This window comes from Elusimicrobiota bacterium (genome assembly GCA_041660925.1).
Lineage (GTDB): Bacteria > Elusimicrobiota > Elusimicrobia > UBA1565 > UBA1565 > JBAZUV01.
On record JBAZVI010000003.1, the window covers coordinates 269,530 to 289,373 of the forward strand.

A 19,844-nucleotide genomic window follows, 5' to 3' on the forward strand; every position below is an offset into this window, starting at 1 on the left:
TCCCTGGGCGGTGTTCCTCATCACCTTGTCTATCGCTTCATCTACGGCTCGCGGGCCTTCGCGCCGCTCGCCCTCGGCCTCGGAGGGATGGAGGGGCGCCGCGGCGAGCTGTCGGCGCTCGAAGTCGACGCCGACGACGAGCCCTGAAAGAACCGTCTATATCGAGAGGACCCGCTTCAGGTTCGCGCCGGAGGCGGGCTTCACCACGCCCTTCTCCGTGACGATGGCCGTGATGAGGGCGTGCGGGGTCACGTCGAAGCCGGGATGCCGGGCGACCGCGCCCTTGGGCGCGATGGACTTCCCGTGGACCTCGACGACTTCCCGGACGCTGCGCTCCTCGATGGGGATGCGGCTCCCGTCGCTCAGGGAGAGGTCGACGGTGGTCGAGGGCGCGACGACGTAGAAGGGGATCCCGTGATGGCGGGCGAGGATGGCGAGCCCGTAGGTCCCGATCTTGTTGGCCGCGTCGGCGTTCGCCGCGATGCGGTCGGCGCCGACGAGGACCGCATCCACCTTCTCGGTCGCCATGATGTGGGCGGCCATGTTGTCCGTGATGAGGGTCGAGGGGATCCCCTCGGTCATGAGCTCCCAGAGCGTCAAGCGGCTCCCCTGGAGGTAGGGGCGCGTCTCGCAGGCGAAGGCGCGGCGGACCTTCCCCAGGCGGTAGGCGCGGCGGATGACGCCGAGCGCCGTTCCGATGCCGGCGGTCGCGAGCGCTCCCGCGTTGCAATGGGTCATCACGGTCGAGCCGCGCTTGAGCAGGCGCGCGCCGAAGTCGGCCATGCGGCGGTTGGCGTCGAGGTCCTCTTCGAAGACGGCGTGGGCCTCGCGCAGCAGGGGGCCGCGCGGATCGCCGGTCCCGCGGAGCGCGCGGGTCCGTTCCTGCATGCGGCGCACGGCCCAGGCGAGGTTGACGGCGGTCGGCCGGGAGGCGAGCAGGGTCTTCGCCGCGCGGTCGAGGTCGAGCCCCTCGCGGGCGGCGAAGGCGTAGCCGTAGGCGGCCGCGACGCCGATGAGCGGGGCGCCGCGCAGCAGCATGCTGGAGATCGCGTCGACGACCTGCGCGCAGGTGGAGAGGCGGACGTAGACCTTGCGGCGCGGCAGCAGGCGCTGGTCGAGCGCGTACAGGGCGCCGGCGCGGAAGCGGACGGGGCGGACGGAGTCGAAGTCTTTCATGTTTTCGAGCAGAAAAATCCCCGGGCGATGGGGCTGCCCGGGGGATCTTTCTATGTGGATATCGTCAGGGGATGGATTCCATCACGCGGCGCAGCGACTCCTCGGGCTGCCCGGTGATCTCGACGGTCTTCTCGCGGCCTTTCGCCCCGCGGATGATGTTGACGGCGCGGGGCGCCACTTCGAAGAACTCTGCGAGGTAGCCGCGCAGCGCGTTGTTGGCTTCCTCGTTGACTTCTCCGGCGGTGACCTTGACCCTCAGGACGCTGCCGATGCGGCTGACGACCTCGTTCTCGGGGGCATTGGGGATGACGCGCACTTTGACGATCATTCTGTCTTCTCCCTTCCTCGATGCGGAGTTCCGTCTCTACCGCGGGACCGCTAGGCGTTGAACAGCGCGGTCCCGATGCGTACGAGCGTCGCTCCTTCTTCCACGGCGACTTCGAAATCCTGGCTCATCCCCATCGAGAGCTCCCGGTCCGGCACGGTCCCCGCGGGGAAGTGGCGGTCGAGCAGCTCCTTCATGCGCCGGAAGTGCGGGCGGGTCTCCTCGACCCGTTCCGTCAGCGGCGCGATGGCCATCAGGCCTTGCGCCTTCAGGCGCGGGAAGCCCCGGAGCTTCTCCAGGAACTCCCCCAGGGCCTCGGGATCCACGCCCGACTGCGCGTCCCGGCCGGTCAGCTTGACCTGCACCAGCACGGGCAGCGTGTTCCCGGCCTCTGCGGCGAGGGCGTCGAGCGAGGCCGCCAGCTTCAGCGACTCCAGCGAATCCAGGCGCTCGAAGAGCCCCGCGGCGGCGACGGCCTTGTTCGTCTGGAGGTGGCCGACGAACCTCCAGCGCACCCGGGCGGCGTCCGGGCCCAGCTCCTCCCGGCGGCGCGCGGCATCCTGCACGCGGCTCTCCCCGAACCAGCGGACCCGGCCCGAAGCGGCGAGGGCGCGTAGGTCCATGGTCGGGGCCTTCTTGACGACGGCGATGACGTCCACGGCCGACGCGTCCCGGTCGCCGCGAGCCGCGGCCGCCTCGATGCGTCGTCGAATCCCGTCGAGTCTTTCAAGGACCATGATCCGGCGTGGACTCCGGTCCGGCTGACCTTCTGTAACCATTATACCAAATAGACGCCCATAAGCATAGGACCTCCTAGGACCATTGGCCCCTTGCTGGTCGGTTCCTAAAATGGTCGGCGCGTCAGTGCTTCGTTTCGGGGGGGTCGTCTTTGGAGGAGATGTTCTCGAAGGCCTTCTTGAGGAGGGTGCGCCAGGGCCGCGGGACGGGACGGACCTCCCCTTCCGGGGGAAGGTGGGATTCCGGGACGGGGTCCGATTCGAGGACGGTCCGCGGATCCCCTTCCGGGGGCGCGGGGGTCTCCGGGGGCGCCTCGGCCGGCGGCGCATCCGGGGCGGCGGCTTCCTCGGGGGCGCCGAGCGCCTCCTCGGCGGGAAGGCTCAGGTCGGGGACCTCGCGGGAGATCCCCGCGGTCGCGGAGGGCACGATGTCGCAGAGGGTCTGCTCGAGGCGGCGGACGATCCCGTAGGCCTTCGCCAGCGAGAGCTCCTTCTCCGCGAGCTGGGCCGAGAGCTCCTCGGCCACCTTCTCGTGCCGGGAGGCCGCGCTCTCCGCGCCCTCAGCGCGCCGGAGCGCCTCCTCGAGCTGGAGGCGGGCCTTCGCGAGCTCCTCGCGCAGGGCGATGAGCTCCGCTCCGCGCTCGCGCAGCTCGGAGCGGGCGCGGGCGATCTCCGCCTGCAGCATCCGCTCGCGGTCCTCGAAGCCGGGGAGGAGCGCGGCGCGCTCGTCGAGGCGGGCGATGCGCTCGCGTGCGGCGAGCAGTTCCCCGCGCAGCTCGGCGACCTGGCGCTGGAGGGCCTGGGTGAGCGCGCGCTCCTCGCGCCGGTTCTCGAGCTCGCGCATGAGGTCGGCGACGTGCAGGAAGATCTTCGATGAGGCGTCGTTGAGCACGTCGTCGACGCTCAGCGGGCGGACGGCTTCCGGCGCCGGGTCGACGGCGGCCGGGCGCTCGGCGAGACGGCGGGACTGCATCGCGTCGAGGATGTCGCTGAACTCTCCCGCGCGGCGCCAGTTGCGCGCCTCGGTCGGCCCCTCGACGGGGCAGACCATCGAGGTCTGGGCGAAGCCGGGCAGGGCCGCGAGCTCCGCGGGGGCGTAGGAGCCGGGGACCTCTCCGTCCAGGTAGACCCAGTACTTCATCGCGCGTCCTCATCCGAGAGCAGGCGTCCGAGGGCGTCGAGCAGGCCGCGGACCTCTTCGTAGTGGGAGGAGGCGTCGCGCTCCACTTCGAGGAGCTTCGCCTCGAGGAAGCGCGCGGTCTCGCGCACCTGCTTGTCCCCCTCCACCCGCTGTTCGGCGAAGCCGCGGCGGAGCTGCTCGGCGACGCCGCTGCGGGCCTCCTCGGCGGCCGCGAGGGCCTGTTCGAGGGTGCGGCGGCGCTCGGCGAGATCGGCTTCGAGCGTCTCGCGTCCCCGCAGGATCCGTTCCTGGAGGGCGCCGGCCTGGACGCGGAGTTCGCGCAGCGAGCCTTCGAGGGAGGCCTTATCGACGCCGACCTGGGAGAGCTCGCGCTGGAGGCCGTCGACGCGGGTCTTGAGCTCGGTGTTCTCGTGCTCGAGGACCTGCGCCTTCGCGCGGGCCTCGTCGAGCGAGGCCTCGTGGTCGCGCACGCGGTCGGCGTTGCGCGCGAGCTGCCCCTCGAGGAACTGCTTGTCGCGGGAGAGTTCGGTGCCGCGGTCTCCGAGGAGCCGGATCTGCTGCTCGAGGCGGAGGATCGCCGCCTCGTAGCCTTCCTGCGCCCGGTAGGCCTTCGCCTGGGCGTCGGAGACCTGCGCGTGCAGGTCGGAGAGCTGGCGCTTGAGCTCGTCGTTCTCCGCGTGCAGGCGCTCCGTCTGCGTCCGCAGAGCGGCGCGCTCCGCCTCGCCCGCCGCGGCCTTCGCTCCGGCTCCGTGGGCGCTGAGGCCGGTCTTGACCGCCTCGAGCTCTCCTCGGGCGCGCTCGAGCTCCCGGCGCAGCGCGTCGAGGCGTCCGTCGTCGGCGGACGCCTCGGCCTCGGTCGAGGCCGGGACCTCGCGGCTCCACCAGTGTTCGAATTCCTCGAGGGCGCGGCGCATCGCCGGCAGGGGGTCGGCGCCGGGAGCCGGCTGGCTCCGGAGCGTTCGCTCGACCTCGCGGCCGTATTCGTCCGCGTACTCCCGATAGGGGTCGGCCATCGTCCTAAGAGTACCTTCTCCTTATTGCGTAATCATTTCAGCTGGCCCTTCTCGCGCAGGAAGGCGCGCAGCCGCTCGTCCGAGGGGTCGAGCGCCAGCGCCTTGCGCCAGGCGGAACCCGCCTCGTCGGCCTGTCCGAGCGCGTACTGCGCCGAGCCGAGGCGCTGCCAGGCCTTGGCGGAATCCGGGTCCAGCAGGAGCGCTCGTCGGGAGTGCTGAGCGCTGGCGCCGTAGCGCTGTTCGAAGAAGGCCGTCTCGGAGAGGCGCAGCTCGTGCTGGAGCAGCGCCGGCAGCGGCAGCAGGCCCTGGGGGTCGGGCTCGATCCCGCTGCGCTTGAGGAGCGCGGCGAGCAGGGACCGGCGCGTCTCGTTGCCCGGGTCGTCGCCCACGGCGGCCTGCGCGAAGAGCACCGCGCGGAGGTCGTCGCGGCGCAGGTAGGCGTCGAGCGCGGCGCGGACCCAGGCTCCCCCCCGCGTCTCGTCCTTGAAGAGCTCCTCCTCCCGCGCGGGGTCGCGCTCTCCGAGTCCGAGCTCTGCGAGCAGGCGGCTCAGGCGCTGGAGCTCGAGGGAGGGTGTCGGCGGCTCCGGGGAGGGCGGCTCCGCGGGCGACGATTCCGGGGAGGGCGGCAGGGAGGGGTCGGGGGCGAAGGCGTCCGCGAACGCCGCGTCCTCGGCCGCGGCCGGCTCCGGGGGCGGCAGGGTGCGGCAGGCGGCCGCGAGCAGGAGCGTCAACGGGAGGAGGCGCTTCACGGGGCGGCCGCCGGAGGGACGCGGCCTTCGAGGGAGAGGCGGCGCCAGCGCGCGAGGAGCTCCCCCCGCAGGGAGAGCGTCCTCTCTCCTCCGGGGTCGACGGCGACCTCCTCTTCGCCGACCGTCGCGGCGACGGCGTCCGGCAGGGACGCGAGCAGGCGCTCGCGCGTCGCCTCCTGCGCGCCGTGGAGGGCGCCCGCGAGCTCGGCGCTCGAGAAGCGGCAGAGCAGGACGCGCAGGGCCGCGGGCTCCGCCGCGGCGAGGTCGTCGAGGTCCGGCAGGCCGCGCAGGCTCCGCGCGCGCGCGGGGCTCACGGTCTCGACGGCGGCCGCGAGCTCGTCCTGTTCCCCGCGGTCGAGGCGCAGGAAGAGCTCGTCGAGGAACGCTTCGCGCTCCTCCTCTCCGAGGCGGCGCGCGAGCCGGCGTCCGACCGGCTCCGGCGGCGGCGGGGATTTCGTCCAGGGCCAGCGTCGGCCCGCGGGCGCCGGGGGCGCCGACGCGGGCTGCTCCCGCGCTCGCGCGAGTTCGGCCGCGGCGGCCCTGCGGGCCGGGGCGCTCATGCGCCGCAGGACGAGCGCGGCCGTGCGCGCTCCGAAGACCCTCAGCGCGGCCGCGGCCGCCGCCGACGGCTCGCCGGAGAGGAATTCCGCGGCGGCGCCGGCCTCTCCGGGCTTCAGTCGGGGCAGGTCCGCTCCGTCGGGATCGGGCAGGAGGCGCGCGAGCGCCGCCGAGCCGGCCAGCCGCCGCCGCAGCGCGGTGCGCCGCGCTGAGCGGGACCGGGAGCCGCCCGGGAGCGGGACGATCATGCGCAGGGCCGCCAGCGCCGCGACGAGCAGGACGGCGGTGGCGAGCAGGGACTGCAGGCCGGCGAGCGCGCGTTCGGACAGTCCGCCCCAGGCGCGTCCGGACGCCGTCGCCTGCGGGGCGATGTTCTCGCGGACGAGGCGCAGAGAATCCCCCCGCTCGGCGTCGAGGTTGAGCACCCGCTCCGTGAGGTCCATCGCTCGCTGGACGCCCTCTTGCGGGACGCCCCGGTCGAGCACGAGCGTCGCCTCCAGGACCGTCGGGCCCGGCGCGGGAGCGGCGTACGCGCGCAGGATCTCGTCCTTGAGCGTGCGCGGGAGCGCGAAGCCGGGCAGCACCGGCGGGGCTTCGTCGAGGCTCCGTTGGACCCGGTCGAAGAGCGCGGCGTCCGGACCTTCCGCGGGCGCGGAGGCCTGCGCGCGCGCGCGCAGGAACACGCGTGCGCGTCCCGGGCCGAGCGCGTCGCTCAGGAGGAGTTCCGCGCGCTCCTCCTGGGAGCGCAGCGCCAGCCAGTCGGGCGGAGCGGCCGCGCGCGCCCTTCCCGCCGCCCACGACAGCAGGAGGGCGGCCGTGAGGACGGCCGCTCGGATCGGGCTCATACGCTCGTAAAGTAGCAGGCGCATGTTACGCTTTCAAGTCGCGGCCCCCGGCAAGAGGGGTGTTGACAATGTCGGGGGCCTATGGTACAAAGGGCCTATTCCGGGGGTGGGCCCTGTGGTCCTCTCTTGGATTTCGGACACACGGGGGTGTGTATGTTCAGAAAGGTGTTGCTGTCCGCGCTCGCGGCGCTCGTCTGCTGCGGCGTGTGGTCCGCGGCCGCCGATGTCGACTTCGACCAGGGCCGCGCCGACGTCAAAGAGTTCCTCCAGCTGCCGGACAAGCCCGCGATCGACGCCCAGGCGCTCTCCTCCGACAAGGGTTGGTGGTGGTGGTCGACCAAGAAGGAGTGGACCGTCATGGTCTACATCAACGGCAAGAACAACCTCGAGACCTACGGGCTCGGGGACGTCAACGAGATGGAGAAGGTCGGCTCCAACGACAAGATGAACGTCGTCGTCGAGCTCGGCCGCATCGACGGCTCGGGCGGACCGGACGCCGACTGGAAGGGTATCCGGCGCTACCTCGTCCAGAAGGACGATGACCCGAACAAGATCACCTCGCCGGTCGTCCAGCAGTTCACGGCCGACATGGGGAGCTCGCAGCACCTCTACGACTTCGCCAAGTGGGCCATGGAGAAGTACCCCGCCAAGCACTACATGGTGATCGTCTGGAACCACGGCAGCGGCTGGGCCAAGGAGCAGGGCTTCAAGGCCTGGACGAAGGGCATCTCCTACGACGACGAGACCGGCAACCACATCACGACCCAGCAGCTCGGCGCGACGCTCGCGCAGCTCGGCCACATCGACGTCTACGCGAGCGACGCCTGCCTCATGCAGATGGCGAGCGTGGGCTATGAGATGAAGGACACGGTCGACGTCATCGTCGGCTCCGAGGAGACCGAGCCCGGCGACGGCTACGACTACACGGGCTTCCTGCAGCGCCTCGCGGCGCGGCCGGCGGCCGGCGCCGAGGACGTCGGGCGCTTCGTCGTCGAGAGCTACCGCGACTTCTACGCGAAGAAGAACCAGGCGACGACGCAGTCGGCGCTGCGCGCGCGGGCCTTCCCGGGCCTCGTGAGCATCCTGAACCAGTGGGTGACGCTGGCATTGGACCCGGCCGAGGCGGCGAACGTGAAGGCCGCGAAGTCCGACGCCGTGCACTTCGCCGACTGGGACTCCCGCGACCTTCATCACCTGGTCCGGCTCATCACGGAGAAGACGGCGAACCCGGCGCTCAAGCAGAAGGGCGGGGAGCTGCTCTCTTACATCGAGACGAGCCTCGTCGTCGCCAACGGCCTCAGCGGCGACAAGTTCAAGGACGCCCGCGGCCTGGCGATCTACACGCCGAGCTACGGCTACAACAACGACTACGACAAGCTGAAGTGGGCGCGGGACACGAAGTGGCCCGCGTTCATCAAGTCGGCTCCTCAGTCTCTGAACTGAGTCCTGAGCCGCACGCAAGCGGAGGGCCCGTACCGCGAGGTACGGGCCCTTCCTGCTTCTACAGGAAAGCCGGCATGACGGAGAGAAGGTCCAGGGCGGCGTCCGTCGGGATCACCATCTCGAGGTCGTCCTCGAGCGCGGCGAGCACGTCGCGCGAAAGGTCCGGCTCCTCCGAGCGCAGCGCAAGGACCGGCGGGACGGCCAGCGCGCGCGCATGATGCCGGCGCGGCGCGCCTCGCCTGCGGCCGTGCGGTCTTCCCCCCCGCTCAGAGGCCCCCATCGCGGCCCCCATAAAGGTCCATCCTCACCGCGAGCAGGTTCCAGCGGTGTCCCGCGGGCAGGTTGTCGATGCAGAGCCCGTTCGAGCCGTCCACGGCGGGATGTCCGATCCGCCGATGGTTCCACACGTAGACCACGTCCTTCAGCGCCTGGATCATCGCTTCACCCCCTGAACGCGCCGCTCCAGGTATTCCCTGATCGCTTTGCGCGTCAGCGACGACAGACTGCGGTCCTCGGCGCGGGCCCGCTCGATGAGCCGCGCCCAGAGAGCTTCCTCGAGGATGAGGTTGCGCCGCTTGGGCCGGACCAGGATGCGTACTCGCGCCATAGGTGTGTAATTTATACACACCAAACCCAAAACTGTCAAGACCCAATTCCGCGGCATTTTCGTTCAGCGTTCTTCAGGCCGCGGCGGGCGGCGGCGCGCGTCAGTGCGGCTTCGGAAGCTGGATGGAGACGAGGCTCACGCGTGCGCCGGCGGTCTCGCCCGAGACTTCCTCGTAGACGTAGCCCACGCCGGGCGCGTAGTAGCGGATGGCGGAGCCCGCGTCTCCCCCCGCGAGGTAGGTGTTGACGCGCAGGCAGCCGCGGAACTTCCCGGCGGGTACGGCGATGGTCTCGTCGATGGAGGCGATGCGGTGCCGGTCCGGGGAGGTGTCCCACTCCTTTCCCGGCAGGGCGGGGAGCGGGTATTCGAGGCGGGCGCAGCCCAGCACCCCGGAAGCGCTGAAAACCTCTCGGGCGCTCTTGCGGACCTCGTACTCCTTCGTCACCGAGCCGCCCATGCGCGTGCGGGTCAGGACCGCCTTCGCCAGGCAGTCGTCGCGAAAGGCGCGGATGTCGGTGAAGAGGATCTCCGCCGTCTCGACCTCCTCGAACTCGGTCGAGGTGTGGTGATAGGTGAGCCGGAGCCCCTCCAGCAGAGGGAACCAGTCGGGGTCGCGGCGGATTCTGATGGTGTCCACTGGAACGATTCTATAAAAAAACGGGTTTCCCTATTGCCTCCCCCCACGGGGGAGGGTGGGGAGAGGGGCATTTGGGTTTAGGAGGAGGATAGCGGGCCGCAAGGCGCCATGATTCGCCCCCCCCACCCTGCCCTCCCCCCGCAGGGGAGGAAATAGGGAAACTGCGAACGCTAACAATCTAGGCCCTAGTACCCACACGCCATAGGGACCACCGGAACTTGCTCATGGGTCTTTCGGGACTATCCTAGGGATAGGACTCAGGACCCAGAGACGGTGGGCCTGGACGACGCAAGACGGAGACGGGAGACCCGGTCGAGACGGACAGGGAGGTGGAGAAGATGAAGAAGGCTGCGGCGCTCTTCATACTGGCGATCCAGCTGCACTCGGCGGCCTTCGCGGCGGGCGTCCCCGCCACGCTCGCGGCCGGCGAGTCCCTCCCCCCCCATGCCGAGAGCTTCGGACTCGGAGCCGCCAACGACGGGAGCATCCTCCGCCAGCGCCAGGACGATGCCTCGGGCGCGGTCGAGATCGAGAAGGTCGAACGCGAGGCGTTCCGCCGCATCGCCGCCTTCCTTCTTAGGCTCCCCCTCTCCGACCCCCAGGGCGGCATGGCCCTGGCCCTCAAGAGCTACCTCGCGCCCCGCATGGACCCCCGGGAGGTCGACAACAACATCTTCCTCAAGCGGACCGCGGGCGGCCAGCTTCGCTTGACGAAGCTCGGCTATCAGGCCCTTTTCGACATCATCACGGCTCGCGACGGCGCCCTCATCGAGCCGATCGTCGAGCTCAAGCCGTCGGTCCCGACGACCCAGGCCTCCGCCGGCGGCTCCGCCGCCTGGGCCGAGCCGGGAGCCCTCGCCGCCTTCGACGCCGCCGAATTCGCGGGGGCCTCCCCGGCCCGGGCTTTCGACGGCGCCCGCCACAGCGTGGGCTCCTTCGACTGGAACGGCCTCGAAACCGCGGTGACCGCCGCCGGCGGCCTGACCTCCGCGGGCTCCGCCGCCCCCGCCGCCCCCGCCATGCTCGAGGGCTACGCGGTGGACCGGGAGCGCAACACGGTCCGCGTCATCGTCGCCGCCAGCCGCACGGTGGCCTCCGACCGCTTCAAGATGCGCGCCGAGGACGGCGCCGAGGTGCTCCGCGAGGCCGGTCTCGACGCGCAGCTCTTCGAGCGCAGCGGCGCGAAGGTCGTCCGCGCCGTCGACAACCTCGTCACTGTGGACGTCCCCCTCCCGCAGGCGGCCGCCCTCGGCCTGTCCCTCGAGGCGCGCGGCGTCGAGAGCCGCCCCGCGCGCGTCTTCCGCGCCGCCGCCGAGGCCCTCGCGGGCCCGGCGGGCTCCCTGCTCGGCGCACAGTTCCTCCCGGTCCCCTCCGCGCCGCTCGTCGGCGCCGTCTCCGACGCCGCGCGCAAGGCGGCCGAGGCGAAGATGGTCGACGCTCTCTCGACCCTGCGCGCCGGCGAGCTCTGGGACGCCGGGATGAAGGGCCGCGGGACGCTCGTGGGCGTCATCGACTCGGGAATCGACCCGACGCACCCGGACTTCAAGGACAAGAGCGGGAACAGCCGCATCGAGGAGTACCTGGACTTCACCGAGGAGGGCAAGGACGACGTCGTCGGGCACGGTACCCACGTCTCCGGCACCATCGGCGGCACCGGCGCGGCCTCTGAGGGCCGCTTCGCCGGCCTCGCGCCCGAGACCCGCTTCAAGGTCGCGAAGGTCTTCGGGGTCAAGGGCGAGACCGACGAGTCGGTCATCCTCGCGGCGATGAAGTGGATGGCCGACGCCGGCAAGGACGGCAAGGCCAAGGTCGACGTGCTCAACATGAGCCTCGGCGGCCCCGGCGAGCCCAACAAGGACCCGCTCGGCTCGATGGCCAACCATCTCGTCGTGGACAAGAACATCCTGGTCGTCGCCGCGGCCGGCAACGAGGGCGCCGCGGGCATGCGCACCGTCGGCACCCCGGGCAACGCGCGCTACGCCCTCACCGTCTCCGGGGTCAACAAGGACGGGGAGTTCCCCTTCTTCGTCTCGAAGGGCCCTGCCGCCGGCGAGGACGGCGACCTCTACAACAAGCCCGACGTCAGCGCCATCGCCGGCGACGTGGACCTGAGCAAGCTCGAGCAGTCCCTGCTCCAGACCCAGCTCCGCAAGGACGAGCAGGCCGAGCCCCCGACGACCACCGCCGCGGCGAAGCCCGAGGGGATGACCGCGGTCGCCGGCCCCGCTCTCAACGCCGTCGGCTGCGTCTACGCGCCGGGAGGCGTCATCGCTCCGCGCAGCTCCAAGGACCCCGACGGCGTCTGCGGCGTCGACGGCGCCCCGGCCTACCGCTACATGTCGGGCACCTCGATGGCGACCCCGATGGTGGCCGGGATGTCCGCCGACGTCATCGGCTACCTCAAGGACAAGGGCGTCCGCTACGACGCCTTCCAGGTCCGCGCCCTCGTCATGGAGACCGCCCGCGACCTCGGCAAGGGGCGCGAGCAGCAGGGGACCGGCCTCGTCGACGGCAAGCGCCTCGCCCAGACCGTTGCCGACCGCGTCTCCCGCGGCCTGCCGGTCGGCAACGTGGCCTTCGCCCTCTCGACGCGCATGACCGTCGAGGATCAGGGGCGCATCAAGGACCAGACCCGCTACGCCATGACCCCGCTGGGCCTGCTCGACACGCGGACCGGGCGCCTCATCAACAACGAAAAAGACTTCAAGCGCGCCGTCGAGGAGATCCACCGCACGCCCAAGCTGCTGATGGTCAACAGCAACGCCATCCGGCAAGCGTAAAGCCGTCCGTCGGGCGAAGACGAGGCCCCGCCGAGAGGCGGGGCCTCGTCTTTCGGTGCGCGGCGGACGGCCGCCGCTTCAGGGTCAGCGCACGGCGTCGCCGACGTCGAAGCGGCAGGCCTCGTCCCAGCCGAGCGTGAACGGCAGTCCCGCGTGCGCCACCAGGACGCGCCGGCCGGGCGCGATGGTCGCGCTCGCCGGGACGGATACGACCGGATGAGCGGCCGCGTCCGCGGCGTAGAAGGTGAAGCGCACGTTTCCGTCCACTTCGAGGGGTACCGGGTTCCGGTTCAGGACGTAGCCATCGACCGCGCTGCGGCCGCCGATGACGCAGTCCGCCTGGTAGCCCGGGTCTTCCGGAGGCGTCGGCGGGAAGACCTGCCCGCCCGAGGGGCACTCGACGAGGATCGCCCCGCCCAGCGCCAGCGCCTGCACGACTCTCTTCCGCTTCGTCATGGGGCCTCCTCCCGTCAGGAAACGGGCCCACCCTATAGTATGGGCCCGCGGAGGAGCGGTTTCAAGGGGAGAAAACGCTGTTTTGAGCGCCGACTAGACGGGCTTGGAGCCCCGGGGGAAATGCATGGGGACGGGCAGGGAAACCTGGCGCATGCACTCGAGCGCGAAACCGTCGGTCATCCCGGCGATGTAGTCGGTCACGATGGTCCTGGCGGCCCAGCCCTCGCGCTCGTAGACGGGGCGCAGCTGTTCGCAGTAGTGGCCGAAGTTGCGGTCGCTCTCGAGGTCGAGCGCGTGGTAGGCCTTGAAGTCGGTGCCGTTCCTCTCGAAGAGCTCGACGAAGTAGTCGAAGAGCGTGTGGATGACCGTCTTGATGTGGCGGCGGTACTTGAGCAGGCGCGGGTGGTAGTAGATGCGCTGGTAGTTGAATTCCCCGAGTTCCTTGACCAGGAGGAGGCGCTCCGGGGAGAAGCCGATGGCGTCGGCCTTCGCGGAGTGCGCGACCACGTCGTCGATGAGGGCGCTGATGATGTCGGTGTTGGAGTCTCCGAGCGCCTCCGCCACGCGCCGCGGCACATCGGCCTTCGTGATGAAGCCCGCGGTGACCGCGTCCTCGATGTCGCGGCCGAGGTAGGCGATGCGGTCGGCCAGGCGGACGACGCAGCCCTCGCAGGTGGTGGGCATGTAGGCGCGGTCGTGGATGTTCTCGAGGTCGTTGGCCGTCGTCGATGGGCGCAGGTCGTTCTGCAGGAAGTCCTCGCCGTTGTGGCAGATGATGCCGTCCTTCACGGCGTAGGTCAGGTTGAGGCCCTGGCCGTGGTTGGCGAGGTGTTCGACGACGCGGTAGCTGTTGAGCTCGTGGAGGAAGGCTTTCGGGGCGCCGAGGCGCGCGGCGAGCTCCTTCTCCCCCTCGTGGCCGAAGGGTGCGTGCCCGAGGTCGTGTCCCAGGCCGATGGCGTAGGCCAGCTCGGTGTCGAGCTCCCAGTCCCCGCCGGAGAGGTTCAGGCCGCGGCAGACCGTCGCGGCGATGGTCGCGACGTGGAGGACGTGTTCGATGCGCGTGCAGATGTGGTCGTTGTCGGGGGCGTAGAAGACCTGGGCCTTGTGCTTGAGGCGCCGGAACGGGTAGGAGTGGATGATCTTGGTCTGGTCGCGGAAGTAGTCGGCGCGCATGTCCGGCGCGGTCTGTTTGCTGCGGCGGAGGTAGACGTCGACGGGGAGCGGGTTCTTCATCGGGGCCTCTGCTTCTGTCTCTGCGCGGAGCTGAAGGCGGCGCCGGAGCGCGCGACGCCGGCGGGGATGGCGCGCGCGAGCTCCCTGAGCGCGCGCAGGGCCTCCTCGCGGTCGCAGGCGGTGCTCAAACAGTGGCGCGCGTGCTCGTGCGCGAAGCGGACGTCCGGCGCGGCGAGCGCGCGCGTGTAGTCCTGGACGGCGTCGGCGCGGCGGCCGAGGACGTCGCGGGCGAGGCCGCGCCAGAACAGGAGCGCGGCGGTCCAGCGCGCGGCGGACTTCTCGACGAGCGCGCGGTCCAGCCAGCGCTCGGCCTCCTCGGCGTAGGGGCGCTCGAAGCAGTGCGCGCCGGCGAGACCGCAGAAGAGCGAGAGCTCCTTGCGCTCGAAGGAGGGGTCCGCGGGGGCTTCCGCGAGCAGGGCGAAGAGGGCGCGCGCGGAGCGGTCCCAGTCGCCGGCGCGGGAGAGCAGGATGACCTCGCGATAGCGGAGGTAGGCGCTGCGCGGGAACTCGACGCGCAGGCGCGCGAGCAGCTCGAGGGCGCCGGCGACGTCGCCCTCCCTTATGAGGATCGTGAGGAGGAAGCCGGCGGCCTGGTCCTTCGAGAAGCGGCCGCGCTCCATCGCCTGACGCATGCGCGCGAGGCCTCGCCGGGCGTCGCCGCGGTGGACGAAGAGCATCGGGAGCTTCATGAGCGTCGGCAGCCGGTCGGTCTGATAGTCGAAGATCCCGAGCCCGAGGTAGGCGTCGTGGTAGTCCGGGTCGAGCTTCACGCACTTCTTGAGGTGCCTGATGGCTTTCTTTCCGTCGGAGTAGGCCTTCAGGTGATGCCCGCGGGCGAGCTCCATCTGGCCATGGATCCCGAGCGCCATGCCCGCGGCGAAGTGCCCATCGGCCTTGCGCGCCGGGTCCTTGGAGTCGAGCAGCGGCTCGCTCGTCTCCAGGACCTTGCGCACGTCCTCCTCGAAGAGGGCGTCGAGCGGGGAGGTGTCCTTGAAGAGCGCGTACTCCGCGTCGGCCTCCCACCACAGGACGCCGGCCTCGCCGAGCCAGCCCAGCGGGTTGTTGGGCTGCTCGTCGATGAGGCGGCGCATGTGCGCGCGGGCCGCGGCGTAGTCGAGGTCGTAGATCGCACCGACGGCGCGATGGGCGGTCTCCTCGATGCCGGCCTCCGTGACGGTCCCCGCGGGAGGGCCTTCGGCGGCCCAGAGGGCCCCGGGGACGAGGAGGAGGACGACGCTCAGGAGCCGGATCGTCGTTCAGACCTCGGAGGGGTCGTGTTCGCGGTGCGACTGCACGGTGTGGCGGTGGTGAGCGATGGGCATGCCGTTGCGCCGCCAGTAGCTGCGGATGGCCCCCCAGGCCTCTTCGGCGGTGTCCACGGTCTGCACGAGGTCCAGGTCTCCGGGCGAGATGACGCCCTGCTCGGAGAGGTACTTCACGTCGATGACCCGCGACCAGAACTCCCGCCCGACGAGGATGACGGGGAGCTGGGACTTCTTGCTCGTCTGCACGAGGGTCAGAGTCTCGAAGAGCTCGTCGAAGGTCCCGAAGCCGCCGGGGAACGCGACCATCGCCTTCGCGCGCATGAGGAAGTGCATCTTGCGGATGGCGAAATAGTGGAACAGGAAGGAGAGCTCGGGCGTGACGAAGGGGTTGGGCTCCTGCTCGTGCGGGAGGGTGATGTTGAGCCCGATGCTCTTCCCCCCCGCCTCCCACGCTCCGCGGTTGGCCGCTTCCATGATGCCGGGGCCTCCCCCGGTGACCATGACGAAGTGGCGGCGTCCCTTCCCCTGGGAGGCCTTCGTGACGATGTAGCTGAAGCGTCGGGCCTCGTCATAATAGCGGGAGAGCTTCTGCAGGCGCTTGGCCGCGTCGAGCTCCGTGCGCAGGCGCGCATCGCGGGGCAGGCGCTTGAGCGCCGCGCCCAGCTTCGCGATCTGGGCCTCCGCTTCGTCGGGAGGCTGGATGCGCGCGCTGCCGAAGACGATGATGGTGGACTCGATCTTGTTCTCGATGAGGACCATCTCGGGCTTGAGCAGCTCGAGCTGCAGGCGCATGGGGCGCAGCTCCTCGCGGGCGAGGAAGTCGATGTCCTGATAGGCCTTCCGGTAGGTGCGGGAGGCTCGGAGATCGTCGAGCATCTTGCGGCGCTGCTGGGGGGTGATCTTCACGGCTTTCATGTCGTCCATTGGGGGTCTCGCTCCGTCACGGCGATTTCGGGTGCACGGACCGGGTAATTATGCACGTTTTGGCCGGGCGATTTCGGCCGCCCGGCAAGGCGCAAGGAGCGAGGATACCTTGAGGTATCTGAGCGACGCGCAACGCCGCCGGCGGCTGAAAGCGCCCGAGCCTGCGCAAGGAAGCTTCTCCGTCGGAGACAGCGGAACGACTGCCGAGGCCCTCCCCTGGGCGGCTTCCGCGTCGCTCCTCCCTCAGATAGCTCTGGCCGCTATCCTCGGTCATCGCTCCTTGAATCCGCATCAGGCTCGGGCCTCCAAAACGCGCATAATTACCCGGTCAGTGCACTAGGCACAGGCTCAGCCCGGGGGCGTAGGTCACGGCCAGAAGCACGAGCGCATGGATCAGCCAGAACGGCGTCACGGCCCGGTAGAGCGTCCAGAGCGGACGCTCGAAGCGGCGGTACGAGAGGAAGAGGTTCAAGCCCAGCGGCGGCGTCATGTAGCCGATCTCGAGGTTGAGGAGGAAGATGACTCCGAGGTGGACGGGGTCGATCCCGTACTGCGCGGCGATGGGGACGATGAGCGGCACGACGATGACGATGGCGGAGAAGATCTCGACCATGTTGACGACGAGCAGGAGGGCGTTGAGCAGGAGAAGGAACGCGGCCTTCGACGAGACCAGGGAGTGCATGAGCGCGAAGAGCCTGTCCGGGACCTCGGCGTCGATGAGGTAGTTCGTGAGCCCCATCGCGGTGCCCAGCACGACGAAGATCGCGCCGACGAGGGCCATGCTCTGCGCCGCGATGCGCGGCAGCTCGCGCAGGGAGACGTCGCGGTAGACCAGGGTCTCGACGGCGAGCGCGTAGAAGGCCATGACGGCGGCCGCGTCGGTGGCGGTGAAGAATCCCCCGTAGATGCCCCCCACGACGACGAAGGGCAGCGGGATCTCCCAGGCGGCCGCGCGCGCGGCCGCGGCCAGCGCCGACCAGGAGAAGCGCGTGCGCGGGATGCCCGCGCGGATCCCGGTGTACGCGCCGAAGACGGCGAGGGCCCCGAGCAGGACGAGTCCCGGGAGCAGGCTCGCGACGAAGAGCTTGTCGATGGAGACCTTCGCGACGAGTCCGTAGAGGATGATGGGCAGCGACGGCGGGAAGAGCAGCCCGAGGCTGCCGGTGCAGGTGAGCATGCCCAGCGAGAAGCGCTCGGGGTAGCCCTGCTTGAGGAGCATCGGAAGGAGGAGCCCGCCGAGGGCGATGATGGTCACGCCCGAGGCCCCGGTGAAGGCCGTGAAGAGCGCGCAGGAGGACAGGGCGACGACGGCCAGGCCGCCGGGGGCCCAGCCGAAGAGCGCCTCGGCGAGCGCGAGCATGCGCTGCGGGGTCTTCGACTCCGCGAGGAGGAAGCCCGCGAAGGTGAAGAGCGGGATGGCCGAGAGCGCGGGCAGGCTCGCGAGGCGGAAGAGTTCGACGATGACCGCCGAGCCGTCGATCCCGGCTCCGTGGAAGAGCCCCAGAGCGAGGGCCCCCAGCAGGGAGAAGAGGGGCGCGCCGAGCGCGGCCAGCGGGAGCAGGAGCAGGGCCCAGGTCACCGGGGCTCTCCGGCGGACTCGATGAGCGCCCTCAGCAGGTGGTGCAGCGCCAGCAGCGCGAAGCCCGCGGGCAGGCCGGCGGCGAAGGGCCACTGCGGGATGTCGAGGCCGGAGACCGAGAAGAGCGTCCCCCCCGCCCGGAACTCCGAGAGGGCGAAGCGGGCGGCCGCGCAGGAGAGGAGGGCGGCGACGACGGCGGCGAAGCCGTGCGCGAGGAAGGCGGCGGCCCGGCGGGCTTTCTCCGGCAGCGCGCGCGCCGCGGCGTCGACGGCGAACTGCTTCCCTTCCGCGGCCGCGGTCGAGGCGCCGAGGAAGCCGATGAGGAGGACGAGGTGGCGCAGGAAGACGTCGGCCCACAGCAGGCCCGCCGAGAAGACTCCGCGGAGCACGACCTGCAGGAAGCTCAGGGTCACCAGCACGACGACGAGCGCGGTGAGCAGCAGGCGCTCGGCGTCGGCGAGGCGGCGTTCCGTCTTTCGGAGCGTCTCGGTCATCCGGGGAGGGTCAGCGCCGCTTCGCGCCGCGGAGCTCCGCGAGGGAGCGCTCGACGCGGTCGAGGAACTCGGCGGGGTAGAGCCGGCCGGCGAGCTCGCGGCGAGCGGCGCGGCCGGCGTCCTCGAAGACCTTCTCTTCTCCCGCCGCGGGGTTCGTCAGCGCCAGTCCCTGGGCCTGCAGGGTCTTGAGGGCGGCCGCGTTCTGCCGCCGGGTGAGCTCGTTGAGCTGGCGCAGGTGGCGGCGGGAGGCGTCGAGGAGGATCCCCCGCTGCTCCGGCGTGAGCTCCGCGAAGATCTTCTTGGAGAGGAGGACGGCCCCCGAGGCGTTGGCGAGGGGCAGCGAGAAGATCGAGCGGGTCTTCTCGTGCCACTGGAGCGCGATGGCGTAGAGCGGCGGCGCGTAGACGGAGTCGATGAGGCCCGTCTGCAGGGAGGTGTTCACGTCCGCGATCGAGAGCGGCACGGGGTGCACGCCGACGGCCTTGAACGCGGCCTCGGCGATGGGGTCCCCTTCCCAGGCCCAGAGCTTCAGCTTGCGCAGGTCGGCCGCCGTGCGCACCGGGGTCTTGGAGAAGACGTGGGCGAAGCCGGCCTCGGTCCAGCCCAGGAGCACGAAGCCCTTGGCGTCGAAGGCCTTCTCGAAGTCCTTGGCGAAGGCCTTGTAGACGTGGTCGACCTCGGCCGAGTCCCGGAAGAGCCACGGCGCGTCGAGCAGGCGCACCTCGGGGGAGATCTCCCCCAGGCCGACGCCCGTAAATCCGCCGGCGTGGAGCTGCCCGAGTCGGATCTTGCGGACCATGTCCTTCTCGTCGCCCTGCCGGCCGCCGGAGTAGAACTTGAAGGTCACGGCGCCGCCGGTCTTCTCCCGCAGCTCCTTGTCCACCTCGCGCATCAGCCGCATCGCGTCGGTCCCTTCGGGGGCGAGGGTCGCGAACTTTATCTCGGCCGCGCTCGAGGGCGCGGCCGAGATCAGCAGCGCGGCCAGGACGCTAAAAAAGCTCATCGGTCCTCTCGAGCAGGCGCTTCGCCTTGCGCCGCGCGACCTCGTCGGCGAGCCGCGCATCGGGCAGGGGTTCGCTCTGTGCGACCTCGCCGAGCAGGCGCGAGAAGAGCGCGCGGTCGAGCGCGGCGACGGCGTAGTATTTCGCGTAGAAGAGCTTGGCGGTCAGGTAGCGGCCGCCGCTGCGGGCCAGGGCCGCGTCGAAGTACGCGCGTCCCTTCGCGGGGTCGCCGCCCGCGAGCCGCGGGCGGACGCAGTAGTAGACGCCGAACCAGAGCTCGGGGCCGCCGTGCTCGAGGGCCGGGTCGAGCTCGAGGACGCGGCCCATGAGCCGGGCCGCCTTCGGCACGCCCGAGAGGGCCTCGGGGTCGCCCTTGGCGTTGTCCGCCCAGCCGGCCCAGGCCGTCGCTCCCCAGTAGAGAGCCGCGGCGTCGGCCGGTCCGGCTTTGCGCAGGGCTCCCTCGAGGGCCGAGGCCTCGAGCCGGTCGAGGCCCTTGAGCGCCGGGTTGCGTTCCGCCAGGCGCAGCGCGTAGCCCAGCGCGCGGCGGTAGAGCGCGGCGGCCCGCCCGGAGTCCTCGTCCTCGATGAAGAGATGGGCGTAGCCGGCGAAGCCCTGTGCGAGGCGGTGCAGGAGCAGGGGGTTCGACGGGTCGCTTTCGAGGAAGGTCTCCAGGAGCTTGAGCTGGCCCGGCATGGCGTCGCGGGCGAGCTGGGGGTCCGATTCCTTCAGGAGGGCAGGCATCCCCGCGTCCGCGATCTTCGCGGTCTGGCGCACGGCGACCGTGCGCAGGGAGCATGCGCTCAGCGCGGCGGCGAGCAGGAACGGCGTCCATCGACGGAGGGACATGAGGATGGATTCTAGCATTTACCTCTCATCGCGCC

General features: G+C 70.8%; 21 protein-coding genes. 2 read left to right on the forward strand and 19 right to left on the reverse strand.

The genetic code is table 11. From position 1 onward, the window contains the following. Window positions 1–156: 156 nt before the first annotated feature. The 7 genes from mtnA to WC969_06345 form a co-directional block, all read right to left on the reverse strand. A complete protein-coding gene (gene mtnA, locus WC969_06315) occupies window positions 157–1,176 on the reverse strand; it encodes an S-methyl-5-thioribose-1-phosphate isomerase (GenBank protein MFA6029446.1) in 1,020 nt (339 codons plus the stop codon). 64 nt (window positions 1,177–1,240) lie between these two features. Continuing rightward, the gene (locus WC969_06320; GenBank protein ID MFA6029447.1) at window positions 1,241–1,504 is read right to left on the reverse strand and encodes a DUF167 domain-containing protein; all 264 of its coding nucleotides are present in this window, start codon (window positions 1,502–1,504) and stop codon (window positions 1,241–1,243) included. Between the two features lie 50 nt (window positions 1,505–1,554). Further along, complete coding sequence (locus tag WC969_06325; protein MFA6029448.1) at window positions 1,555–2,238, reverse strand: YggS family pyridoxal phosphate-dependent enzyme; 684 nt, start codon at window positions 2,236–2,238, stop codon at window positions 1,555–1,557. Window positions 2,239–2,362: 124 nt separating this feature from the next. Continuing rightward, the gene (locus tag WC969_06330) at window positions 2,363–3,379 is read right to left on the reverse strand and encodes a hypothetical protein (protein MFA6029449.1); all 1,017 of its coding nucleotides are present in this window, start codon (window positions 3,377–3,379) and stop codon (window positions 2,363–2,365) included. Further along, the gene (locus tag WC969_06335) at window positions 3,376–4,392 is read right to left on the reverse strand and encodes a hypothetical protein (GenBank protein MFA6029450.1); all 1,017 of its coding nucleotides are present in this window, start codon (window positions 4,390–4,392) and stop codon (window positions 3,376–3,378) included. Before WC969_06335 ends, WC969_06330 begins: the two co-directional genes overlap by 4 nt. A 32-nt stretch (window positions 4,393–4,424) precedes the next feature. Then, on the reverse strand, window positions 4,425–5,141 hold the full coding sequence (locus tag WC969_06340) for a tetratricopeptide repeat protein (GenBank protein ID MFA6029451.1): 717 nt from the start codon (window positions 5,139–5,141) through the stop codon (window positions 4,425–4,427). Continuing rightward, window positions 5,138–6,544: a hypothetical protein gene (locus WC969_06345; protein ID MFA6029452.1), complete on the reverse strand. Its 1,407-nt coding sequence runs from the start codon at window positions 6,542–6,544 to the stop codon at window positions 5,138–5,140. Before WC969_06345 ends, WC969_06340 begins: the two co-directional genes overlap by 4 nt. 153 nt (window positions 6,545–6,697) lie before the next feature. Here WC969_06345 and WC969_06350 point away from each other — a divergent pair, with 153 nt between their 5' ends. After that, entirely contained in the window at window positions 6,698–7,987 is a 1,290-nt protein-coding gene (locus WC969_06350; protein ID MFA6029453.1) for a clostripain-related cysteine peptidase, read from the forward strand. 58 nt (window positions 7,988–8,045) lie between these two features. Here the strand turns inward: WC969_06350 and WC969_06355 are convergent, their stop codons facing one another. From WC969_06355 to WC969_06370, 4 genes are all read right to left on the reverse strand, one after another. Then, window positions 8,046–8,267 (reverse strand): hypothetical protein, encoded by a 222-nt coding sequence (locus WC969_06355; GenBank protein ID MFA6029454.1) that lies wholly within the window; start codon window positions 8,265–8,267, stop codon window positions 8,046–8,048. After that, window positions 8,254–8,424: a hypothetical protein gene (locus tag WC969_06360; protein ID MFA6029455.1), complete on the reverse strand. Its 171-nt coding sequence runs from the start codon at window positions 8,422–8,424 to the stop codon at window positions 8,254–8,256. The genes WC969_06355 and WC969_06360 overlap by 14 nt, the downstream gene beginning before the upstream one ends. After that, entirely contained in the window at window positions 8,421–8,594 is a 174-nt protein-coding gene (locus WC969_06365) for a hypothetical protein (GenBank protein MFA6029456.1), read from the reverse strand. Before WC969_06365 ends, WC969_06360 begins: the two co-directional genes overlap by 4 nt. Window positions 8,595–8,694: 100 nt before the next feature. Further along, window positions 8,695–9,231, reverse strand: a complete 537-nt coding sequence (locus WC969_06370; GenBank protein ID MFA6029457.1) for a hypothetical protein — start codon at window positions 9,229–9,231, stop codon at window positions 8,695–8,697. Between the two features lie 338 nt (window positions 9,232–9,569). Between WC969_06370 and WC969_06375 the strand changes: the two genes are divergently transcribed. Beyond that, on the forward strand, window positions 9,570–12,011 hold the full coding sequence (locus WC969_06375) for a S8 family serine peptidase (protein ID MFA6029458.1): 2,442 nt from the start codon (window positions 9,570–9,572) through the stop codon (window positions 12,009–12,011). 84 nt (window positions 12,012–12,095) lie between these two features. Here the strand turns inward: WC969_06375 and WC969_06380 are convergent, their stop codons facing one another. The 8 genes from WC969_06380 to WC969_06415 all read right to left on the reverse strand — a co-directional run bounded on the left by WC969_06380 (window position 12,096) and on the right by WC969_06415 (window position 19,809). Continuing rightward, window positions 12,096–12,467 carry a hypothetical protein gene (locus tag WC969_06380; GenBank protein ID MFA6029459.1) on the reverse strand — a complete coding sequence of 124 codons (372 nt, stop codon included), beginning with the start codon at window positions 12,465–12,467 and terminating at the stop codon, window positions 12,096–12,098. A 93-nt stretch (window positions 12,468–12,560) separates the two neighbouring features. Then, window positions 12,561–13,700 carry an HD domain-containing protein gene (locus WC969_06385; protein ID MFA6029460.1) on the reverse strand — a complete coding sequence of 380 codons (1,140 nt, stop codon included), beginning with the start codon at window positions 13,698–13,700 and terminating at the stop codon, window positions 12,561–12,563. Continuing rightward, complete coding sequence (locus WC969_06390) at window positions 13,697–14,791, reverse strand: tetratricopeptide repeat protein (GenBank protein ID MFA6029461.1); 1,095 nt, start codon at window positions 14,789–14,791, stop codon at window positions 13,697–13,699. The genes WC969_06385 and WC969_06390 overlap by 4 nt, the downstream gene beginning before the upstream one ends. A 165-nt stretch (window positions 14,792–14,956) precedes the next feature. Continuing rightward, on the reverse strand, window positions 14,957–15,880 hold the full coding sequence (locus WC969_06395) for a TIGR00730 family Rossman fold protein (GenBank protein ID MFA6029462.1): 924 nt from the start codon (window positions 15,878–15,880) through the stop codon (window positions 14,957–14,959). Window positions 15,881–16,217: 337 nt separating this feature from the next. Then, window positions 16,218–17,468 carry a TRAP transporter large permease gene (locus tag WC969_06400; GenBank protein MFA6029463.1) on the reverse strand — a complete coding sequence of 417 codons (1,251 nt, stop codon included), beginning with the start codon at window positions 17,466–17,468 and terminating at the stop codon, window positions 16,218–16,220. Continuing rightward, the gene (locus WC969_06405) at window positions 17,465–17,962 is read right to left on the reverse strand and encodes a TRAP transporter small permease (GenBank protein MFA6029464.1); all 498 of its coding nucleotides are present in this window, start codon (window positions 17,960–17,962) and stop codon (window positions 17,465–17,467) included. Before WC969_06405 ends, WC969_06400 begins: the two co-directional genes overlap by 4 nt. A 10-nt stretch (window positions 17,963–17,972) precedes the next feature. Then, complete coding sequence (gene dctP, locus WC969_06410) at window positions 17,973–18,965, reverse strand: TRAP transporter substrate-binding protein DctP (GenBank protein MFA6029465.1); 993 nt, start codon at window positions 18,963–18,965, stop codon at window positions 17,973–17,975. Further along, complete coding sequence (locus WC969_06415; protein ID MFA6029466.1) at window positions 18,952–19,809, reverse strand: TRAP transporter TatT component family protein; 858 nt, start codon at window positions 19,807–19,809, stop codon at window positions 18,952–18,954. Before WC969_06415 ends, dctP begins: the two co-directional genes overlap by 14 nt. Window positions 19,810–19,844 lie beyond the last annotated feature (35 nt).

Bases quoted from the DNA above. Each gene is read 5' to 3' on its own strand.
- mtnA (MFA6029446.1), bottom strand. From the start codon at position 1,176: ATGAAAGACTTCGACTCCGTCCGCCCCGTCCGCTTCCGCGCCGGCGCC.
- WC969_06320 (MFA6029447.1), bottom strand. From the start codon at position 1,504: ATGATCGTCAAAGTGCGCGTCATCCCCAATGCCCCCGAGAACGAGGTC.
- WC969_06325 (MFA6029448.1), bottom strand. From the start codon at position 2,238: ATGGTCCTTGAAAGACTCGACGGGATTCGACGACGCATCGAGGCGGCC.
- WC969_06330 (MFA6029449.1), bottom strand. From the start codon at position 3,379: ATGAAGTACTGGGTCTACCTGGACGGAGAGGTCCCCGGCTCCTACGCC.
- WC969_06335 (MFA6029450.1), bottom strand. From the start codon at position 4,392: ATGGCCGACCCCTATCGGGAGTACGCGGACGAATACGGCCGCGAGGTC.
- WC969_06345 (MFA6029452.1), bottom strand. From the start codon at position 6,544: ATGAGCCCGATCCGAGCGGCCGTCCTCACGGCCGCCCTCCTGCTGTCG.
- WC969_06350 (MFA6029453.1), top strand. From the start codon at position 6,698: ATGTTCAGAAAGGTGTTGCTGTCCGCGCTCGCGGCGCTCGTCTGCTGC.
- WC969_06355 (MFA6029454.1), bottom strand. From the start codon at position 8,267: ATGGGGGCCTCTGAGCGGGGGGGAAGACCGCACGGCCGCAGGCGAGGC.
- WC969_06360 (MFA6029455.1), bottom strand. From the start codon at position 8,424: ATGATCCAGGCGCTGAAGGACGTGGTCTACGTGTGGAACCATCGGCGG.
- WC969_06365 (MFA6029456.1), bottom strand. From the start codon at position 8,594: ATGGCGCGAGTACGCATCCTGGTCCGGCCCAAGCGGCGCAACCTCATC.
- WC969_06375 (MFA6029458.1), top strand. From the start codon at position 9,570: ATGAAGAAGGCTGCGGCGCTCTTCATACTGGCGATCCAGCTGCACTCG.
- WC969_06380 (MFA6029459.1), bottom strand. From the start codon at position 12,467: ATGACGAAGCGGAAGAGAGTCGTGCAGGCGCTGGCGCTGGGCGGGGCG.
- WC969_06385 (MFA6029460.1), bottom strand. From the start codon at position 13,700: ATGAAGAACCCGCTCCCCGTCGACGTCTACCTCCGCCGCAGCAAACAG.
- WC969_06390 (MFA6029461.1), bottom strand. From the start codon at position 14,791: ATGCGCCGCCTCATCGACGAGCAGCCCAACAACCCGCTGGGCTGGCTC.
- WC969_06395 (MFA6029462.1), bottom strand. From the start codon at position 15,880: ATGAAAGCCGTGAAGATCACCCCCCAGCAGCGCCGCAAGATGCTCGAC.
- WC969_06405 (MFA6029464.1), bottom strand. From the start codon at position 17,962: ATGACCGAGACGCTCCGAAAGACGGAACGCCGCCTCGCCGACGCCGAG.
- dctP (MFA6029465.1), bottom strand. From the start codon at position 18,965: ATGAGCTTTTTTAGCGTCCTGGCCGCGCTGCTGATCTCGGCCGCGCCC.
- WC969_06415 (MFA6029466.1), bottom strand. From the start codon at position 19,809: ATGTCCCTCCGTCGATGGACGCCGTTCCTGCTCGCCGCCGCGCTGAGC.